The organism is Streptomyces sp. AcH 505, assembly GCF_000818175.1.
Taxonomy (GTDB): Bacteria; Actinomycetota; Actinomycetes; order Streptomycetales; family Streptomycetaceae; genus Streptomyces.
The window spans coordinates 1,056,803-1,058,631 of record NZ_JTIY01000001.1; the positions used below are offsets into that span (position 1 = coordinate 1,056,803).

The 1,829-nt window shown below is 74.1% G+C and carries 1 protein-coding gene and 1 pseudogene; both read right to left on the reverse strand.

The genetic code is table 11. From position 1 onward, the window contains the following. Positions 1-1,377, reverse strand: a 1,377-nt coding sequence (locus tag HY68_RS40380; protein WP_078863428.1) for a trypsin-like peptidase domain-containing protein, incomplete at its 3' end; no start/stop codon positions are given. 81 nt (positions 1,378-1,458) lie between these two features. Further along, positions 1,459-1,829: pseudogene (locus HY68_RS04825) on the reverse strand (hypothetical protein); the annotation flags it as partial.

The following is a 1,829-nucleotide window of genomic DNA, read 5'->3' on the forward strand; positions in this document are numbered from 1 at the left end:
CGCCGCCACGGCAGGCCCGCCGTCGGCCGCCTTCGGCGCGACGCGTGCGCCGTCGCCCGCGTACTCGGTGTCCAGCGTCACGCCGATCACCGGGTGGGTGGCCTTGCCGGTGTTGATGATCTCCTCGGCGACCCGCTTGGCCTCGTTGATCGGTATGGCGAAGCCGAGCCCGATGGAGCCCGACTGGCCGCCTTCGAGGCCCGCGCCGTTGTCGGCGGCGCGGATGGCGCTGTTGATGCCGATCACCTCGGCCTTGGTGTCCACCAGCGGGCCGCCGGAATTGCCGGGGTTGATCGGCGCGTCGGTCTGCAGCGCGTTCACATAGCTGACGTCGCTGCCGTCGCCCTTCTCGCCGCCCGCGGTGATGGGCCGGTCCTTGGCGCTGATGATCCCGGAGGTCACCGTGTTGGAGAGGTCGAAGGGGGCGCCGATGGCCACGACCGGATCGCCGACATGGACGTTGTCGGAGTTGCCGAGGGGCATCGGCTTGAGCCCGGAGACCCGGGTGACCTCGACGACGGCGAGGTCGTAGCCGCTGTCCTTGCCGACGAGCGTCGCGTCGGCGCTCTCGCCGCCGCTGAACGTGACCGATATCTCACCGTTGGCGCCGGCTGCCTCGACGACGTGGTTGTTCGTCAGGATGTGTCCGCGCGTGTCGAGGACGAACCCGGTGCCGGTGCCCTCCTCGCTCGGCCCGGTGACATGGAGGGTGACGACGCTGGGCAGCGCGCTGGCGGCGATGCCCGCGACACTGTCCGGCGCGCGGCCGCCGCTGTCCCGGCCGGCCTGCGGAAGCTTGATGTCGGCGAAGCCGCCGTCCCGTTCGATGTACGCGCCGACGGCGCCGCCGAGGACACCGGTGACCAGCGCCAGGACGACGGCGGCCGCGAGACCGCCACGGCGCCTGCGGCGCGGCGGGTCGGGCTGGGTCAGGATCTGCGGCGGCTGCCCGCCGGGACCGCCCCAGGGGTCGTAGCGCAGCCACTCCGACGTCTGGGGTGCCTGGAGTGTCTGGGATGCCTGGGGTGCGGCCTGCGGGGCGGGCGGCGGCGGAGGCGGATACGAGTGCGCCGGACCCACTTGCGGCACGGGAACGCCGTGCGGCGGCGTCGTGGGCGGCAGTTGGACGGGCGGCGCGGGCGCCCAGGGGCCGGGGCCGCCGTAGGGCGGGGTGCTGTACGGGTCCGGGTCGTGCAGGGGCTGCTGACGCGGCGGCGGGACCGTAGGGGCCGCGTCGGCGGGAGCGGCGGACTCCTCGTCGGCCACCGGGACGTCGGCGGTGGTGTCGGTGGCCTCTCCGGTCGTCACCGGCGGCCGTCCCTCGTCGGGACGGCTCCACCACTGCGCCGTGCGTCCGGTGGGCTTCCCGTCGTCCATGCTCTCCCCGCAGACTGCCGCTCCGCGCCCCGGCGAGGGCACCTTGGTGAGGATTCAACCAGGTTCGGGAACCGGTGCCGCTCAGTGCCGGGAAGAAATCCGCTGGGCGGGCTGTGACGGCGCCGTGAGCTGCGGGGAGCGCGGGGTGGTCGTCACGGGAAAGGTCTTGTCGACGGCGTCGAGCTGGAGGGCCGGACCCGTGGACCGTATGAGCGGGGTCAGCCGCGCGCTGTTCAGCACCGCCGAGGAGAACGACTCGGTGGTGAACGCCCGTGTCGACAGCGCCTGCGCCGTCGGCAGGTTGAGCGGTGAGACCGGCGTACGGTCCGTGACCTGCGGCAGGATGCCGCCTCCGCCGCCCTGGCGGCGGCCGGACTCGGCGACGGTGCCGGCCGGGGCCGTGCTGCCCGGGGCGCGCATCGGGGTCACGCCCACACCGCGCGGCAGCGGGG